Origin of the sequence: Bradyrhizobium sp. LMG 9283 (assembly GCF_045571415.1) — a bacterium.
Lineage (GTDB): Bacteria > Pseudomonadota > Alphaproteobacteria > Rhizobiales > Xanthobacteraceae > Bradyrhizobium.
The window spans coordinates 4888487-4905345 of record NZ_CP120691.1; the positions used below are offsets into that span (position 1 = coordinate 4888487).

The 16859-nt window shown below is 60.5% G+C and carries 14 protein-coding genes; 11 read left to right on the forward strand and 3 right to left on the reverse strand.

Features of this window, described 5'->3' with window-relative positions; genetic code table 11:
• Positions 1-50 precede the first annotated feature (50 nt).
• The 10 genes from P6U29_RS23075 to P6U29_RS23120 all read left to right on the forward strand — a co-directional run bounded on the left by P6U29_RS23075 (position 51) and on the right by P6U29_RS23120 (position 11120).
• On the forward strand, positions 51-188 hold the full coding sequence (locus tag P6U29_RS23075) for a transposase (protein WP_407119397.1): 138 nt from the start codon (positions 51-53) through the stop codon (positions 186-188).
• A gap of 288 nt (positions 189-476) precedes the next feature.
• Positions 477-1133, forward strand: coding sequence for a hypothetical protein (locus P6U29_RS23080; RefSeq protein ID WP_407112434.1), 657 nt, complete (start codon positions 477-479; stop codon positions 1131-1133).
• Positions 1130-1312, forward strand: a complete 183-nt coding sequence (locus P6U29_RS23085) for a hypothetical protein (protein ID WP_407112435.1) — start codon at positions 1130-1132, stop codon at positions 1310-1312. Before P6U29_RS23080 ends, P6U29_RS23085 begins: the two co-directional genes overlap by 4 nt.
• Before the next feature lie 668 nt (positions 1313-1980).
• Entirely contained in the window at positions 1981-3237 is a 1257-nt protein-coding gene (locus P6U29_RS23090; protein WP_407112436.1) for a site-specific integrase, read from the forward strand.
• Complete coding sequence (locus tag P6U29_RS23095; protein WP_407112437.1) at positions 3234-5195, forward strand: hypothetical protein; 1962 nt, start codon at positions 3234-3236, stop codon at positions 5193-5195. The genes P6U29_RS23090 and P6U29_RS23095 overlap by 4 nt, the downstream gene beginning before the upstream one ends.
• Positions 5173-7200: a tyrosine-type recombinase/integrase gene (locus P6U29_RS23100; protein WP_407112438.1), complete on the forward strand. Its 2028-nt coding sequence runs from the start codon at positions 5173-5175 to the stop codon at positions 7198-7200. The genes P6U29_RS23095 and P6U29_RS23100 overlap by 23 nt, the downstream gene beginning before the upstream one ends.
• Positions 7197-7724, forward strand: a complete 528-nt coding sequence (locus P6U29_RS23105) for a hypothetical protein (RefSeq protein WP_407112439.1) — start codon at positions 7197-7199, stop codon at positions 7722-7724. Before P6U29_RS23100 ends, P6U29_RS23105 begins: the two co-directional genes overlap by 4 nt.
• On the forward strand, positions 7721-8179 hold the full coding sequence (locus P6U29_RS23110) for a hypothetical protein (protein WP_407112440.1): 459 nt from the start codon (positions 7721-7723) through the stop codon (positions 8177-8179). The genes P6U29_RS23105 and P6U29_RS23110 overlap by 4 nt, the downstream gene beginning before the upstream one ends.
• Positions 8176-10359 carry an AAA family ATPase gene (locus P6U29_RS23115; RefSeq protein ID WP_407112441.1) on the forward strand — a complete coding sequence of 728 codons (2184 nt, stop codon included), beginning with the start codon at positions 8176-8178 and terminating at the stop codon, positions 10357-10359. Before P6U29_RS23110 ends, P6U29_RS23115 begins: the two co-directional genes overlap by 4 nt.
• 107 nt (positions 10360-10466) lie before the next feature.
• A complete protein-coding gene (locus P6U29_RS23120) occupies positions 10467-11120 on the forward strand; it encodes an HD family hydrolase (protein WP_407112442.1) in 654 nt (217 codons plus the stop codon).
• A gap of 100 nt (positions 11121-11220) precedes the next feature.
• Here P6U29_RS23120 and pyrF read toward each other — a convergent pair whose 3' ends face one another.
• The 3 genes from pyrF to P6U29_RS23135 all read right to left on the reverse strand — a co-directional run bounded on the left by pyrF (position 11221) and on the right by P6U29_RS23135 (position 14938).
• The gene (pyrF, locus tag P6U29_RS23125) at positions 11221-12126 is read right to left on the reverse strand and encodes an orotidine-5'-phosphate decarboxylase (protein ID WP_407112443.1); all 906 of its coding nucleotides are present in this window, start codon (positions 12124-12126) and stop codon (positions 11221-11223) included.
• A gap of 657 nt (positions 12127-12783) precedes the next feature.
• Positions 12784-13848 (reverse strand): IS110 family transposase, encoded by a 1065-nt coding sequence (locus P6U29_RS23130; RefSeq protein ID WP_407112444.1) that lies wholly within the window; start codon positions 13846-13848, stop codon positions 12784-12786.
• Between the two features lie 586 nt (positions 13849-14434).
• The gene (locus P6U29_RS23135) at positions 14435-14938 is read right to left on the reverse strand and encodes a GNAT family N-acetyltransferase (RefSeq protein WP_407112445.1); all 504 of its coding nucleotides are present in this window, start codon (positions 14936-14938) and stop codon (positions 14435-14437) included.
• A 365-nt stretch (positions 14939-15303) separates the two neighbouring features.
• On the opposite strand from P6U29_RS23135, the gene P6U29_RS23140 reads away from it, so the two are divergent.
• Positions 15304-16659: a serine hydrolase domain-containing protein gene (locus P6U29_RS23140; RefSeq protein WP_407112446.1), complete on the forward strand. Its 1356-nt coding sequence runs from the start codon at positions 15304-15306 to the stop codon at positions 16657-16659.
• Positions 16660-16859: the final 200 nt, after the last annotated feature.

The following is a 16859-nucleotide window of genomic DNA, read 5'->3' on the forward strand; positions in this document are numbered from 1 at the left end:
ATGTCCTTCTGGACAGTAATAAGGTCAGCACCCAAGTCGGACGGCTCGAAGTGATTGAGACGGGTCGGCGACGACGTTGGTCTGAGGATGAGAAGGTTAAGATCGTCCTGGAGAGCTTACAGGCACCTCGCCCAGTGACCGCGACGGCGCGGCGACATGGTATTTCGCACTCATTGCTGCTGCGATAGCGGCGGTTGTTTCGCCCCGAGCCGGAGGAGGCGACCGGGGCGACAAATCGGGTTCGTGCGAGCGAGGGTACGATCACGAATGGGTCCTCCTCTTAGACTCGGTGATGAAGTCCGCGTTTTTGGATAGATAGCCCGCGATCGGTCCCCGAAAGCACGAAAGCCCGCCAAAGGGCGCCTTTTTGCTGCTTTCCGGGGCCAGGGCCTAGAGCCGGGGTGACAACACCAACCGCTCATTGTGATTTTCCGCAAGATAACATGATATTTTCTTGTCCAAAGTCACACGGCCTCATGCCTCAGAACCGCGAAGAGCCTTCAAATTCCCCCGCCGAAATCCTTGCTGGCCTGCTAAGCGGCAATCGACTGCGCGTGCGGTCCGACATCGTCGCTGCCGGCGTGCATCCGCAAACCCTAGCCAGAGCCGTAAAGGCCGGATCGGCTGTCCTCTATGCCCGCGGTATCTACATGGCTCCAAATGCCGATTTGCCCGAAGGCGCCGGCTTCGCGGCGACAACTCTCCTCAATCCCGGTGGTGTCGTATGCTTGAGTTCGGCCGCTCTGTATCACCGTCTTTCGGACGAAAATCCCGACGCGATCTTCTACGCCGTCGGGAATAAGACCATGAAGGTGGTCGGCGCGGCGCGCGATCCCGTCAGACTGGTGCATTGGAGCGAAGCCGCCCGCAGCATCGGCGTCGATACTGTAGAGATCGCGGGCGTGCCAGCGAGGATCACAAGTCCGGCCCGCACCGTCGTCGACATGCTGCGCTACCGTACCAAGCTCGGCGACGAGCCGGCCATGAAAACGCTCAAGGACTACGCCGCCTCCGGCGGCGATCTAAATTTGGTACTCGAAATCGCCCGCGAGCTAGGATGGACGAAGTCCGTTGAACCCGCGGTGCGTGCCGCCGAGGAGATTCAACCTCTCATCCCGAGGCCGATGCGATGAACAAGGATGCTCTCGCCGCCAGCACGCGCCAGCGTACACAGCGCTCCGAACAATCTGCAGCACCGAAGTCTGCCTTATTATCGCGGCAGTTGGTTGGTGAGGCGCTGCGCCAAGCACGAGGCAAGCCGGTGCCCTCCAAACCAGGCTCAGAGAATCTTCAGATGATGCTGGAGTTGTAGCGGGGCAGCATAAGGACGGTCTCTTGTCGACGCTAGAATCGTGCGGCGGACAGTCCCCAGAAGAAGCCTCAAAGACCTAACCTCGGCCTGCGACTAACCGAACGGCCGGTGCAGCTCGTGAACTTGGCGCCTTAGCCGGTGCCTACGTAGCCTGGTTCGCAAAACGCGAATGCATGCAAAGCAGGTTGTGCACAGCTTCAGGAGGAAATTATTGTCTTTTTGACTGGCATTAGGGCCAGGAACAGCACTTAAAGTTCGCCCGCTAGAAACCGGTTCTCATGAATCCTTCGCCCGCAGAAGGAAAGTATCTCTGCAAGGATTCGACCGAAAATTCGCCCCCCTTGATCGGCGAGCCCGCCCCGATGATCCTTCTCGGCGAGACAAACTGCATCGGAGTCAAACAGATGGATTCGTCTCCCAGCAGGGCGCGCCATCGCGTCAATCTAATGGACCAGTCCGCCCTGTCGGCTTCGACCGCGAGAGATCTAGCGCGAACCTTGTCCTCAGGACCGGTCGACTCATGAGACTAAGAGAAGCATAGTGTCCACCCTCCTCGCTGAGACCTGATTTCGACAAGCGAGCGGAAGACTAGTCTTTCCAAAGCACAGACAGAAAATCAGACGGCGGGAGTCCTCCCGGCGAACGATCGAGCTTGGTCCAAAGAATTCGTGGTCAAGGTTTTCCAACCCAACGCTGACAGGATCGCGAAACTCGGCTTCGCGTCCGTGGCCCATGTGCCGGTGATCTTTGACAACCGTCAGCGTTATTGCCGGGAATACAATCGCTATCTTCGCGAGCGCGCCGAATTGGACTGGCGGCCCTCCAGCTCCTTTCTGGAGCCGAGATCTCGCACGCTCAAGACAATCGCGGAAAATCTCGGCAACTGGATCCGCTGGTGCGAGTCGAAGAGCCTCAAGTGGGAGAAAGCCACTTACGACCACATACTTGCTTACCAGGACGATCAGGACACTGGGACCTGGTCGGCTGCCGGAGAGCCCCTCGCACGCAGCACCTCCAATGGAAGGGCGGACGACGCAACCTACTTCCTGACCTGGGCTGCACATCGAGGTTTGCGGGGCGAGTTCAAAGTCAATTTCACGGTTCAGCAAAAGCGGATCGCGGGCCGTATGCGCACTGTGACCGTCCGGCCTGCTCGTTTGAAGGAGCCGCTGGGAGAAAGCCAAATCGACGCATTCAGGCTTCCCCAGCCTGTCGAAGTGCGCGACTGGCTAGCGGCCGTGCGACGACGCCGCGGTTACGCAAAGTATCTCGTTTGCCGTTTTATGCTCGAGACCGGAGTACGACTCGGCGAGGCAGAGGCCTTTCCCCTCGCAGATTGGCCATCCGTTGAGAAAATTGATGACGCAGCCTTCGCTGGCGACGTCTTCGTGCCGGTGTTGCTCTCGCGCGGCACCAAGGGCGGGCGCCACAGGACCATCCGCGTGCCCATCGAACTTGCCAGGGAAATACGTACTTGGATCGACGGGCCGCGCAATAAGTACATTTTTGGCCTCTACAAGCGGGACGGAAAGCGCACCGACAACCTGTTCGTATCTGATGCGCCGGGTTTCATCGGCATCCCGATCCGCCGGCATACGATCGGCGACTGCTTCGCCAAGGTTACTCCCCGTCCGAAAGTTTGGTCACCGCGTAAGGGACGTCACGCCTTCGCCTGCTTCTTTATTCTTTACGCCCTCGATGCCGAAGCGCGCGCATACAAGTCAACACCGGCAGGTATGGGAGTGAACTGGGTTCACAACCGCGGCACTGAGTGGTTGAAAATGCTGAAGCGGCAGTACGGTCACGTCGACAAAGTTACTACTCAAATCTACCTGAAATGGCTCGCCACCGCCATCGATCTCGCGGAGATGGCCAACGGCTGGCACCGCTTTCTGGCAGGTGACGAGGAGAGCCGATCCAAATGAATGTCGTCCCCTTCAATGCCGCAGCGCTAAAGCTGACCATCAAAGCTCACAGCGGCGTCGTATATGACGTCGATTTGAGCGAATTCTCGATCGGTGGAAAGCTCGAAAACGTTCCGGGAAATGCAAAGCGCATGTGGACTGGAGATTTTAACGGGCGACCATTGTTTGCCTTGGAAATCGCCGAGCTTGTTGGGAGAGAGCGGCTAGAGCCTGGAGCATCGAGGCAGATGAGACATGTCTTCCGCGGGATTTTTCGGTTCTTTGACGCGGTTGAGGTCAAGCATGGTACGGCGGTCACCAGTATCGCGGACGTCACGGACGCACATGGTCCCATGATGTTGGAATGGATCGCGACCAGTAGTTCGCTCGATTATCGACGCGCAAAGACAGTTCTTGATGCCTTGCGCCGGTTTCGCGGCTTGCCTCAGTTGTTTTGGCCTGCACGTACAGCTGACAAAGTGTCTGTGGCGGAGCCGGTTGACAAGCAGGCGGTTCGGCACCTCTACAATGCCTTCAAGCATGAAGCTCGCTGCATCAAGCGGATGTTCAAAGAGGGCGAGCTACTAGCCGCGGCGGGACGAGATCCCCGCGGTGACACGCGCGTTTCCGCCCAATGGACTGTTCCAGAAAACAGAGCCTGGATCATGAAGGAGCTGACACAACAGCGCCTTCTCGACAAACAAGAGTTGAAGGACGTTGGCGCTTATTGGGGCATGGTTCAACCGGACCGTCTGGGCCCCGACTATCTCGCACCGGGCATGAGGGAACGAGGTCGAGAAGGCGTCGTAGGAGCCTTGCGCTGGTTCTACCCGAGCTGCCAGGACACTGCTGTCTTTCTCTGGCTGTTCCTGCTCGGGACAGGCTGGAATCTTTCGACCGCGCTCGGGCTGGACGTGAGTGAAGATGACGCCTGGTGTCAGGCCCATCCGCACAGCGAGCAGTTTGCGGTCATCCACGCATTCAAAGCGCGCGCAGACCGGCATCAGTTCACGCTGTCGATGACAGAGCCTGAGTGGCACCCGTACCAGATCGTTCGCGAAATGATCAAACGCACCAAGGTCCTTCGCGCCACTGTCCGCCACCGGCTGGAACTGGCTCGCAAGGACTATGCCCTCTCTCCTACGCTCGCAAAGTCCGGAAAAATTGCCGAGCTTGGGGCGTTGGTGCGCAGCCCGTGGCTTTATCACACCGTCAACAAGATCGGCGAGGTGTCGGCATTTGATCATGCGGACTCCAGTCATCTTGGTGTGGTAGCCCGCAATGTCGTCGCTACCCACGGGCTCACCCAGCGCTATCCTTCACTCGAAAAGATCGCGACGTCCGATGCCCGCGACGCGTGGATCGGGTTCGCCTACGTCCAGTCCGGCTATCACGTCTTGCTTACCCAGCTGGCCAGCCAGCACAGCAACATTCGGACGCTGAGGCACTACCTAAAGTCCAGGCGGTATCGTGAGTTCAGCGAGAAACAGGTCCGAACGGTCCAGAATGCCATCTTTGCTGAAATCTCAACCGGGGGCGTCGTCGATCCCACACGCCTGCGAATCCTGGTCGCCAACGGGACGATCACCAGTGAACAGGAGCGGCGGCTTCAGGATTTCAGACAGCGGACCCGGCTCGGTCTCGGATGCCTCGATCCCACAAATCCGCCGCGCCAGGTCGCACCCGATCACAAGGCCGGCGCTCTCTGCCGCGTGCAACGATGCACCGGCTGCCAGCACGGTGTCGTGTTCAAGGAAAGCCTCGGTCCCCTCGCCCGTGCCTGCGCCGAACTGATCCACATCCAGCGCACGATCCCCTTCGCCGCGTGGAGCGGATCCAGCCTGGAAGACGAACTCGCATCGATCGAGGAGACGCTCAAGGGCTTCGATCAAGCCGAGGTCGGGGCCGCCATCCAGGAATGGTCTCACAAGCTTCAGACGGGAGAGGTGAGAGCGCATGACACGTATCCGATCTATTGATCCTGCGGAGCGCGCCTTCGAATGGCGTAACAAGACCCTTCCGACGCTCGGAAACTACTCCGAGCTCGCGGCAAAGCCGTGGGAAGAAATGCGCGAGTACGAAATCTTCGAGGGCTCTCGGCTCGGAGACGAAGAGCTCATCGTCCCGGAGGATTGGGTGCCACCTACGACCGTGAGCCGGCTGTCAAAGCGGACGGTCAAACCATCCATCGCAGGCGTACCGGCCGATCCGGAAGCCGCCGAGCGGCGCGACGAGTCAATCCGCCGCGCTCTCCTGGCACTTTGGCTTCCCAGGATGACCGATACCGGCGTCAGGAAATATAAGCCGGTCCCTTGGATCGACGCCGCCAATCTGCTGCTACGCCTTGCCGAGTGGCAATTCAACAACATGCCGACGGAAGATGGCTCGGTTTTTGGTGGTTTCACCATCACCAATATCCTCCAGGACGTTTTTCCTGCCTTGGCGCCGACAAAGAGCGGCCGAGACGGTCTGCGCGCTCTCCTCCGCATTCTTGTTGACGCCGGGACGCGCGGCCGCATTTCTGACTGGCCGCGGCTTTATGCTGACGGCGCGTCCCCGAGCGAAGTCAATGAGCCGACGATCGAGCGCAACCGGCATGGCCGGCCTGCGCCTGCACCTGTGGAGAAGACCGAGCAGCGCAACTGGCAGCCGTTTTCAGACACGTTCGTGACCGAATTCATCCGCCGCGCGCTCTGGGTCCATGCAAACCTGGCTGATCAGCTCATCCCGCTTTGGGCCGAACTGCGCGAAATCACTGCCAACGAGGCGGCGCGCGGGCGCTCGACCTCCCATCCTTCTGTCATCGCGTTGCGTGGCACTGCCATTGAGCGCGTTCGATGGGTTGATGCAGCTGGCAGGCCAATCACGCACCTTCCCTTCGAGATCGCCCGCAGAGACGGGGTTTCGAACGTGTGGCCGCCACGCAACGCCAGCGACATCAACCGCATGGTCAGCACCCTCCAGGCCATGAACTTTGGGATGATCGACTTCTGCACCGGAGCTCGTGCGAGCGAGCTCGAGGCAGCTCAAGACACCGAAAAACAGGGGGCGGACAACCGTCTCCACTCCGTCACCTTCAAGCTGATCGACCAGATCGGCGGTAAGGAGCGAGACTGGCCTTTGCATCCGGCCGCCGTGCGGGCGATCGAAGTGCAGCAAAAGATCTGCCACTACGTTCGCGCGGCCGGACAGACCCACCTCTGGGTCATTCTCGGCGACGGTGACAAGCTCGGTAAACGGCTGCTCAATCTCACCGAATCCCTCGTCCAGGCCGTGGATCACCTCGGCCTTTCCGATCTCACCGGCACGGACCGGGCCCACGTGCACCGCTGGCGGCATACCGTTGCCCGGCTGGTCGCTCTTTCCGTGGTCGGAGCGCCGCAGGTCCTGCTTGACCTCTTCGGCCACCGCGATCTCGAAATGACCTTGCGTTACATGCTGTCCGATCCGCGCATCATCGAGGACGCGATGAAGGTCGCGAAAGAGACCTCGTACGTCATGGCGGAAGAGGCTCTGGCCGAAACCATCGAACGCGAAGCTGGTGGGCCTGCCGCAGCACCCCTGCGGGCGGGTCTCGCCGCAGCCGGAATGCAACGCGGCGAGAAGGTCTTCGAAACCTCTTCGCTGCGAGAGACCGCGGAAATTCTTACCTTCAACGGTCGCTACTGGTCGTTGGTCCGCCCGGGTGTCATCTGCACCAAGGGGCTCGGGCAGTATGGGCCTTGCACGAAGGAGCGCGGAGCGCCGGATGCCGGCGCATGCCGCACCACATGTGATCATCGGCTGGAGACCTCGCGCGCCAAACAGGGGTGCGAGGAAACGCTGCGGGCGCTCATCCTCGAACGCGAGCAAACCACCAACGAAATGGTCCTCGCCAACCTTGATGGACAGATCCTAGCCAACCTCGAGCGCTGGGACGACGTCCGCTCCCGCGTGCTCAACGACCATCCCGAAGCTCGGACCATCTGGGAGGCCGGCCAATGAGCACCGACAGGAGCATTGGCAATCGCAGGATCGCGCAAGCAGGTGCTGCCTATGCAAAAGAGAAGCACCTCGAGAGCAAAATCTCGGTTCAGGAGATGATGCGGAAGATCGAGGGCGAGATCGATGCTAACGGCGGCATTTACCCCTACAACGACGGCAAGCTCAACGCCGACGAGTTGCTGGAGCGCTCGGGCAAGAGCGCGGCCTACCTTCAAAAGAACACCCCGAAAATTAGGGCGCTCAGGGACGAGGTCAATGCCTGGATCGAACACGTCAGAGGTCAGATCGCCACGGGCGCCCCCTCCGTCAGGCGGGAGGTCAACGCACGCGTCAAGGCGGCAAACAGTCAGATCGATGAGATCAGGCAAAACTATCACGAGGCCGAGCTTCAGCTCACCCGCGTCACGGCCGAGCTGGCGGATGCCACCCGCAAGATCGGCGAGTTGGAGAAGAAGAACACCGAACTTCTGAAGCAGCTGGCGGGCAAGACCGTCGTGCCTCTGAAACCGGAGCAGCGGAAATGAACTCCCGCTCGGTGGTGCCGTCGATCCTCGAAAAACTTGAGTCCCACCTCGAGCGGCTCGAGCTCGCCTGGTCCGCGCAGCCGAAGGCCGAGCGCGCACCTACCCTACCCCTCACGTCTGAGGGCAAGGTCAACGTGCGCCAGCTCGTTCGGGATCTTGGTCTTCGCGAGACCCTCGAGCAGCATTTCTTCCGTAAGCCCGAGCTCGCCGGGCCGGTCAATGCCCTCGCCAAGGTGCAGGGCGTAAAACCGATCGGGTCGCGGCTGCTGGAGGACGTTGCCGATGCCGGCGTCCGCAAACGGCTCGGCCGGGATGCGGATACGATCTCCGAACTGCGCAAGGCGCTCGCCGAGCGCGAGGCAGTGGTCATCTCGCTGCGCGACGAGAACGCTCGCCTTAAGGCCCGCCTCGATCTGGGCGAAGAGACCGGCCTTCTGTTTAGGACGCCAGAATGACCGACGTCATCGTCGACAGCATCGTCTCCAAACGGGACTTCGGCACCATCTTCGCGGGCCGGCTTGCTGACGGGTCTTCCGTGCGGGTGAAGGCCACGAACGCGGACATGCTCGGTGAACCCTCGGTCGGCGAGCTTTGGTCCGTGGACGGCGATCTCTCAGATACTCAGTGGGGGCCACAAATCTCGGCACGCCGCGCCGTCCGCGCGCTGCCCAGCGGCAAGCTGATGGTCGACTACCTCGCTGGCTGCGTCGCCGGCATCGGTCCGACTCGTGCCCGCAGGCTGTGGCAGCATTTCGAGGACCGCTTGCCGGAAGCGCTCGACACCGGCGATGTCGCAGCGCTCGCCGCGGTAATGGATCCGGACCGTCCCGTGTTGGGTCCGAGGCTGGCCGCGGCCCTTGTCGTCGCCTGGAAAACGATGGCTGGCGAAGCCAGGCTGGTGGAGTGGCTCGCGGCCGTGGGCGTGACCGAGTTGGCCCTAGCCCGTCGCGTCCACACGCTGCTCGGCGCCGATGCTCCGCGCGCCTTGCAGGCAAACCCCTATTGCCTAGTCCCGCTGCTCGATTGGAAGCGCGTGGACGCCCTTGGCCTCCGGTTGCTGAACGAGAGCGGTGAAGCCGATCCCGTAAGCCACCCTCACCGCCTCGTGGGCGCGGCGGACGCAGTGATCAAGGACCTAATTGGAGCCGGTTCGACCGCGATCGCCCGGGACGAATTCCGTGAACGGCTTGCCGCGATGCTCGGTAAGCCTCCACCCTCCGGAGCGCTTGATCGCGCGGTCGAGCTTGCGATCGCGCGGCAGGCGGTCATCGTCGCGCCCTCGGTCCTCCTGCGGGCGCCGGGATGCGCCTTGATGGAAGATGGGATCATCACCAGACTTCGAGCCATGGCGAACGAAGTGCCGCCAGACCGTCTAAATCGCCTGCTGGATGACCTCGGGGGCCAAGGGGCTGTCCTGACTCAGGATCAGGCCGAAGCCGTGCGTAGGAGCCTGTATGCCGGTTTCTCGTGTCTCCGCGGCGGCGCCGGCACCGGCAAGACTTTCGTGACCCGCACGATCTGTGACCTGTGGGAGCGCGCCGGCGGCAAGCTCCTGCTGGCCGCCCTCGCTGGAAAGGCCGCCCTGCGGCTGTCCCGGTCAACCGGACGGCTCGCACGAACCATCTTCCGGACCCTGCGCGAGCTGGACGAGCGAGAGGCGATCGAGAGCCAGCTCACCGGCGATTTCGAGCAGAGCGAGCGGGCGGAGCTGGAGGCCAAGCTGCGCGACCTGGCGCAATTGACGCCGGACACGCTGGTTATTCTTGACGAGGCCTCGATGGTAGACCTCCCGTCGCTGCACGGGCTACTTCGCCGGATGCCGCAAGGCGCCCGGCTCCTGCTCGTCGGCGACGAGCGGCAGCTTCCGCCGGTGGGGTTCGGGTTGCTGTTTCATCGGTTCGTCGAGGATCCAGCCGTCACCTCGACGCTCACGACAGTGCACCGCCAGGCCGCGACCACGTCCATTCCAGAGGTTGCCGCCCAGATCCGACGCCGCGAGATGCCTCGGCTCACCGCTTACGTCGGCCCGCATGCCGGCGTCATGCTTTCCCGCGCCTCAGGACGCGATGAGATAGCCGAGAAGGCTGTCTCGATCTGGAACGAATTACGCGAGGGTCGCGACGTCATGATCGTCACGCCGGTCAACGATGGCCCCTGTGGCGTCAGTGGTCTCAATCGGTGCCTGCACGACGAGTATCTGCGCAGGAAAGACCTGCAGGAGCTCCGGGGACCGCTCGGCGACCTGTTCTCGCCTGGCGAGCCGGTCGTGCACCGGCGCAACTGCTACAAGCGAGGCCTGTTCAACGGATCGATGGGTGTCGTCCGTCGGATCGACCGGTCCGAGCGCCAGCTCGTGGCCGTCTTCGACGATGAGGAGCACGTCTTCGCCGCCGAGGACCTGGTCGATCTCTCGCTCGGCTACGCCCTGACCTGCCACCGTGCCCAGGGCTCTGAAGCTGACAATGTGATCGTAGCGCTGCCACCGAGCCGGTTGCTCGATCCGTCCTGGCTCTACACGGCGATTACGCGGGCCCGACAGCAGGTCATAATCATTGGTAACTCGGAGACGGTAAAGGAAGCTTTGCAGCGGCCGTACGCCGACGAGTGCAGGATGGTCGGCCTTTCCTGGACCTGACCTTTCGGGGGTGCTTATGGGGTAGAGCGGACGTCCTCACGACATCAAATGACCCGTAGCCGAAGTCGCCCCTACTACGGCGCGAGCCTGCCTGATATACTGGCCGCATGGGAAACGAAGCGGTTACCATCCTACAGTTCCTCGCCCTCTCGGAGCGTCTGAAGCGAGAGTTGCGGCACAGTTGGCTGTCCGACGGGCGACGCGAGAGTGTCGCCGAACATACGTGGCAAATGGCGCTCCTCGCCTTGTTGGGATATCGCTATCTTGAGCAACCCGTCGATATCGGGCGTGTCCTCAAAATGATCATCGTCCACGATTTAGTTGAGGCGATTGCGGGCGACGTACCGTATTTCGAAAACGGGTCTAGAAAACAACTCAAAGCCGAAAGAGAACGGGCGGCAATTGACGAAATTCGAGCAGAGCTAGGAGCCGAGACGGGACAGGAGTTGCACGATCTGTGGCACGAATTTGAGGCCCGATCGACGCTTGAAGCAAAATACGCTTCTGCGCTGGATCACCTTGAGGTTCAAATCCAACATAATCTCGCTGGCATCGATACATGGGAGCCCATTGAATACGATCTTGTGTACACGAAGATGAGTGACAGATGCGCTCACGATGCCTTTTTGACCGCATTGTGTGACGCGGTTCGTGGACAGGCAGAAAGTAAAATGCTGGCAGCGAGCATTGATGTTGAATCAATCAAGGCAAGGCTTGGAGTACAAGCGCCGTCGTCCAATCGTAGCTCATCAGCGAGGTAACACCTCGACGGACGGTGGTCCGCTGTTGGCCCGTTTGCGACATTTCGAGCTAGTCTGAAGAGGCCCGCTCAGAGGGGCAAACCGGACGCTGATGCTCGTTTCAACCCGCTGCACTTAGCTGTGTTTGAGCGGCGATCGTGGCCTTGAACAGTTCGAGGCGTTCTTTGATGAGCTGTTCGTAATTCTCCAGTGTAATAGACCGATCGTCCACTCGAAGCAGACCGCGAGAAACCGGCACCAGAAGATCACCGGTGTGAGATCCGCGCAATGCATCCAATGCCTTTGCATCTCCGCCCTGCGGCCCCAGCCCCGGAGCTAGAATGATGGAGTTCGGCAGGAGATTGCGAAGCCGTTTTCCTTCTTGTGGAACAGTTGCTCCGATCACGGCGCCGACTGGACTGAGGTGTGATCCCTGCGGACAATCTTTGCCCACAGTTGCGATCAGGTCAGCGAGCCGGTCGGAAACGAACCGATTTCCAGTCATGCGGTCCTGCAACCAGCCTGCGCCTGGGTTCGATGTGCGACATAAGACAAATAAGCCTTTGCCATATCTGCGAACACAATCCAGGAAGGGCTCCAAGGTATCGGGTCCCATCATTGGATTGACGGTCAGACAATCCGCCTCAAAATCGCCGCTGCCACCAGCATACGCCGGCGTGAGATACGCTCGAGCATACGCTGCGGCAGTCGACCCGATGTCGCCGCGCTTTGCATCGAGAATCACGCCTATGCCAGCCTTCCGAGCACGCCTCATAGCCAGCGACATAGCGCTCAGTCCTGCGAGTCCATATGCCTCGAAGTAGGCGGACTGGAATTTTACAAAGCCGACCTGACCGATAACTGTATCCAACACGAAATCGAGGTATCGAGGCAACCAATCAGGGCCTCGTCCCTCGCGCTCAAAAGCAGCGGGAACATCCGGGAGATATGGGTCGATGCCGACGACGATCTCTCCGTTTGCCGAGACGTTAGCCGCAACGATATCAGTCCATACCTCGGGTCGCATTCAATATTTCTCCGTGCGTTCGCCCAGGAAATAGCAGATTAGTGTGCGGGGAACTACTGCTCTCGGAATACTCCTGAGGCTGAATCGGCGGTCGATATCTCACTCGAGAATGGTCTGCTCCTGGCCCGTGGCTGACCTTAGCCGGGAGCTGGATGTCCGCTTCCGACAGGTGATCCGACCAAGTTCATGCTGGCCAACGAGGGCAGCCTTTGACCCATATGTATGGTCCGGCCGTGCGTAGCAAGAGGTTCGTCGATCAGGTGGTGAGTGGTCTTGCAACAATGTATCCGGCCTTTGATTGGAGCATTTTCTCCGGGCCACCATGGATATCAGCGCGCGTGCGTTCTTATTAGCGGACAGGCCTCGATTGGGCCATTTGGGTCACCAGTGTTCGCATGCGCCGGGAAGACCGAACCTCCATCTCGTCTCATCCTCTCGCAGACCTCGGCTGGAGCCTGTTGATGGGGTTACGTCATGGCGTGCTCCTCGTACCTCGTAGTTCCTTTGTTCGAGCCAGGGGCCGTTCCTTCGTCCCGGCCCGCAGGAAGGCGTCGCGTCGCGCGCAGGGGCGGTCAAGGCCGGCCGTGGCGCTTGGCCTTGCGGCTGGCTCCGGCGTTGCCAGGCCGCGCCTTGACCGCGCCGAGCACGGCGCGAGGATCAAGCGGGTCGGACGCCTGCATCGTTGGTCCTTGTCAGTTCGAAGACGCGCCCTTTAGCCAGCACCGCCCAGGCGATGCGCGCAAGCTTGTTGGCGAGCGCGATCGCCAGCACGTTGTGGTGCAATCGCCTCTTGGCGGCTTCGATCCAGGATCTGAGCCCGTAGCGTTCCCAGTTCTTTATCCTGACCAGCACAACCCATGCCGCCTGCACAAACAGAACGCGCAGATAGCGATTGCCGCGCCTTGAGATTTTGCCAAGGATCGTGCGATCTCCCGTCGAGATCTGCTTGGGCACCAGTCCGAGCCACGCGCCAAAGTCACGGCCTTTGGAGAAGACGTCTCCAGTACCGATCGCGGCCACCATGGCGCTCGAAATGATCGGCCCGATGCCAGGCACCGTCATCAGGCGCGAACATGCCTGATCTTGACGGGCCAGGGCTTCGATCTCGCGGGATAGGCCATCGATGCGCTGATCCAGCCGACGCCAGTCGCCTGCCGACTCCTCGATGACACGCAACATGCGTGGCGACAGGGCATCGGTGCGCGTCGCAAGGATGGTGGGCAGTTCTGTGCGCAGGAAGCCGATACCCTGGCGCACCGCGATCCCGCGTTCTAGCATGAAGGCGCGAATCTGGTTGATGATGCCGGTGCGTTGCGACACCAGCCGCTCGCGCACCCGATGCAGCGCCTGCAGATCCAGTTGCTCCGCGGTCTTGGTTGCAACGAACTTCATCGTCGGGCGCTGCACGGCTTCGGCAATCGCTTCGGCATCATTGAAGTCGTTCTTCTGTCCCTTGCTATAGGGGCGGACATATTTGGCCGGCATCAACCTGGCATCGTGACCAAGCGATGCGAGTTTGCGGCTCAAATGATGTGCGCCGACGCAGGCTTCCATGCCGATCAGGCAAGGCGGCATATTGGCGAGCCGCGCTTCCACTTGGCCACGCGACCACTTTTGCCGTAGCACAATGGCGCCGCGTGCATCGTGGCCCACGACGTGGAACGAGTTTTTGCCGATATCGATGCCGATCACGGCGATCGCAGTACTGGGTGTCTTGGACATGGCGTGCTCCTTGTCTTGGCGCCCCTGGCCAGCTTATCGCTGGCGGGGCAGGAGCACGGCCGGACCATCCCATTAGCCGACCTGCTGTGGCATCTCATGCTCAGGCTGGCTGTATTCGACGGTCACACGAATGGCGACGATGAGATTACGAATGATACAAGCAGCAAGGCCTCCTTTATGGGGCGGGTACACCCCTTGACCGATGTGCGACGGTCATCGCGATTTCAACGAACTGCTCCTGCGTTAGTCTGCCCTGGTGAAATCTAATCAATGCGTCAGCGATTGCATCGGAGTCGCTCTCTGTTAATTTTCCCTCCTGAAATCTCCTGATGGTCTCAACCGCAGTTTCAATGCTGGGCACGGGGCGAGGACGCCGCAGTAGCGTCGCAGCATACTCGGCAAATTCTCGAACCATCCTGGATAAGTTCATAACCGCAAGTTATAAGGAAATGCAAAGAGGCGAAAGCTGCCAAACCCAAACGCACGTGTCCGGGCGGTTCGGCTCATCGGGATGAGCACCGGCACGTCGGAAGTCGGAGGCAGACCGGACCTGACGCAACCGTCGCCAGGTCGCCGCTTTTGACCCTCAGGAGAAATTCGAAACCTCGAGAGCCATGAGTGCTTCATCGTAATATTTATCGCCGTACTTTGAGGCTTTTGACTCCACGCCATATTCCACGAAACCTACGCTTTCATAGAGCCGCCGGGCAGGCCGGTTTTCTCTGACCACGCTTAACTGGATGAGCTCAACATTCTTACGTGCGACGTCCAGCACTGCGTTCAACAGGAGCCGCCCGACGCCACGGCTTCTTGAGGCTGATCGAACGTACATGCCAAACAACCTGCCCTTGTGGGCGTTCGGGGCTCCTTCCTGGATAGAGAAGCCCGCTGTCCCGACAAGTTCGGCGTCACAAAAGGCTCCCATTACGTGTGCGTTTTGGAGGCGGCCCGCGAACCATGCCACGTCCAATTTGTCCTCTAGCTCAAAGGTGCTCCGTAACAATTCTGGATTTGCTTTTAGCGCCTCTAGGCGGATTGCTTTAAAAGACACCGCATCGTGCGACCCTAGGCGTCGGATTGCAGCGCTCATGTATAAGCCCTCTGGTTCATTATCGCTACCATAGCGTGCAGAGACTAGCCGTCACAAGGTGCTTTCCTGAGGCAGAAGACGTCCCCTTTTGGCCCATCGCAGCCAACGCCGCCCGCCGCCTGGATGTCAGCTGTGAGGGGTAGACCGGGCACAACCGAGATCAGGTCCAACCGTCGAGAATGACCCGGAACGGACATTCCGCGATTTGCATCGCTCATCGCCTAGTTAAGACTGCCGACATCATCAGCCCACCAAACAACCACGGCAAACCAGGATTCGTCAGGTGCATGTCAGGAACTGCGCTCAATATCTTGCGCGCTCACCTGGCGGCCTCCTGATTGGATCTACCTCAAGGGCGGGGAAGCATGCGTCTCGTTCTGAAAATCTTCAAATCTCTTGTCGCGATCTTGCTTCTCGGGATTTTGGGGTTCGGCGGCTGGCTGACCTTCAGCCCACCCAATGGACTGGTGTCCGCCTCGGCTTATGCGGCAAAAATGGTTTGCTCGAATGTGTTCATTGCCAAACGTGACGCGGATGCGGTGATCAAAACCGACCTTGCGTTAACACATCCGCGTATGGTCGAACGTCTGAAAATCAACGTCGACACCGCCAACCAGCGTGTCGAGGCGGCATATCGAGGCCTGTTCGCCAAACGCTACGCCCAATATGAGGAAGGACGTGGTTGTACGTTGGTGTCCAAGGACGAAATCCCCAACCGTGCCGCGCCGCCTTTACCGCCAGGAGAGGCTAGTGCGCTCTGGCCGATCGGCGAACGCGTACAATTGTCCGATGACCAGAATTTGCTGGCGGCGCTGAACGATCCGGCTCTCCAGGGGCCGGGCATGCGCGCGATCGTCGTGGTCCAGGACGGGCGCATCATCGGTGAAGCCTACGGCGGAGGCTTCACCGCTTCGACGCCCTTGCAGGGCTGGTCGATGACGAAGACCGTGAACGCCGCCTTGGCCGGCATGGCGATCAAGGACGGAAAGCTCTCGCTGGATCAGAAAAATCTGTTTCCGCAGTGGGCCGGCGACGCGCGAGCGGATATCTCGGTGGCCGATTTGATGGCCATGACAAGCGGATTGAAATGGAGCGAAAAGGGTGGTTCACCCGATCCTGACGGGCTGGAGAATCTCGCAAGGGATGCGGCGGCTTTCGCGAGAGACCGCCCGCTCGTCGCTCCGCCCGGAACGACGTTCAACTATTCTGGGGGCTCGTCCGTGCTGTTGGCCCGCCTCTGGCAGAACGCGGTTGGAAGGGACGCGCGAACTTATCCGCAAGAGCGATTGTTCAAGCCTTTGGGCATGACCAGCGCTGTTCTTGAAGCTGATCCTTCGGGCACATTCCTTGGCGAAGGCTTCCTCTTCGCCAATGCGCATGATTGGGTGCGCTTTGGCGAATTCCTGCGGCTAAACGGAGAGTGGAATGGCGAACAGCTTTTGCCGACGGGCTTCGTTGAGTATATGCGCTCGCCTGTGCCCGCGTCCGACGAGGGACATGGCCCGGTCTACGGTCGCGGCCAGCTTTGGTTGGGGCCGGGCCAGGGATTCCGGCTCCCAACCGACACGTTCATGTTGCAAGGGCACCTGCGCCAGGTGATCGCGATCATCCCCTCGCGTAAACTGGTGATCCTGCGCATGGGTTTAACGCGGGAAGATATCGGGTACAGCGTCGCGAAACTGCTGTACGCGATTGTCGCGGCGCGCCGATCGAATGGATGAGCGACTACTTCCGCTGGTGGCCCTGGCTGACCTCAGTCCAGAGCGCGGGGATGTCCGCTTCATGCAGGTGATGCGACCAAGAGCATGCTGGATACCCAGGGCAGCCTTTGTGAAGGGTTTCGGATGCCGGCCGCATGAGGGACGGCGCGGCGTGTTCGGCGGCCGGCGTCCGAAAGCCTCCAAGGGAGGAAACCGCGGGT

Bases quoted from the DNA above. Each gene is read 5' to 3' on its own strand.
- P6U29_RS23080 (WP_407112434.1), top strand. From the start codon at position 477: ATGCCTCAGAACCGCGAAGAGCCTTCAAATTCCCCCGCCGAAATCCTT.
- P6U29_RS23140 (WP_407112446.1), top strand. From the start codon at position 15,304: ATGCGTCTCGTTCTGAAAATCTTCAAATCTCTTGTCGCGATCTTGCTT.
- P6U29_RS23110 (WP_407112440.1), top strand. From the start codon at position 7,721: ATGAACTCCCGCTCGGTGGTGCCGTCGATCCTCGAAAAACTTGAGTCC.
- P6U29_RS23100 (WP_407112438.1), top strand. From the start codon at position 5,173: ATGACACGTATCCGATCTATTGATCCTGCGGAGCGCGCCTTCGAATGG.
- pyrF (WP_407112443.1), bottom strand. From the start codon at position 12,126: ATGCGACCCGAGGTATGGACTGATATCGTTGCGGCTAACGTCTCGGCA.
- P6U29_RS23115 (WP_407112441.1), top strand. From the start codon at position 8,176: ATGACCGACGTCATCGTCGACAGCATCGTCTCCAAACGGGACTTCGGC.
- P6U29_RS23135 (WP_407112445.1), bottom strand. From the start codon at position 14,938: ATGAGCGCTGCAATCCGACGCCTAGGGTCGCACGATGCGGTGTCTTTT.
- P6U29_RS23085 (WP_407112435.1), top strand. From the start codon at position 1,130: ATGAACAAGGATGCTCTCGCCGCCAGCACGCGCCAGCGTACACAGCGC.
- P6U29_RS23130 (WP_407112444.1), bottom strand. From the start codon at position 13,848: ATGTCCAAGACACCCAGTACTGCGATCGCCGTGATCGGCATCGATATC.
- P6U29_RS23105 (WP_407112439.1), top strand. From the start codon at position 7,197: ATGAGCACCGACAGGAGCATTGGCAATCGCAGGATCGCGCAAGCAGGT.
- P6U29_RS23120 (WP_407112442.1), top strand. From the start codon at position 10,467: ATGGGAAACGAAGCGGTTACCATCCTACAGTTCCTCGCCCTCTCGGAG.
- P6U29_RS23095 (WP_407112437.1), top strand. From the start codon at position 3,234: ATGAATGTCGTCCCCTTCAATGCCGCAGCGCTAAAGCTGACCATCAAA.